Source organism: Pseudoalteromonas sp. GW168-MNA-CIBAN-0100, from assembly GCF_040309225.1.
Taxonomy (GTDB): Bacteria; Pseudomonadota; Gammaproteobacteria; order Enterobacterales; family Alteromonadaceae; genus Pseudoalteromonas; species Pseudoalteromonas arctica.
In genome coordinates this window covers 1-264 of the sequence record NZ_JBEOOL010000682.1, presented here as the reverse complement: position 1 = coordinate 264, position 264 = coordinate 1, and the positions used below count along the sequence as shown (strand labels likewise).

Annotated in this window: 1 protein-coding gene; it reads right to left on the bottom strand. The window is 36.0% G+C overall.

Annotation, left to right across the window (positions count from 1 at the left end):
• Nucleotides 1–264: restriction endonuclease subunit S domain-containing protein (locus AAEY62_RS22990; protein ID WP_502935560.1), on the bottom strand; the 264-nt coding region annotated here is incomplete at both ends.

The window sequence follows — 264 nt, the reverse complement described above, 5'->3', positions numbered from 1 at the left end:
TGTAATAGCTGCACCTGCCATATTCGCAGTTAAAACTAATTTTGTTCTTGGATGATTCAAAAACATGCATAAAAACTCTGAGTTAACTAATTCAAAATTTGGCTTTAAGAGAGCCAAACTTGAAAGCATACTGAACTCAAAGTCATATTCATTTATTGCAGCAAGGCCGGTCGTTGCGCCATCTTTAATGTAGAGAACATCATCTTTTTCAGGATTGCACCTAGAGAATATTTTTTTATGTTCTTCTTCCGACACGTACCAAGG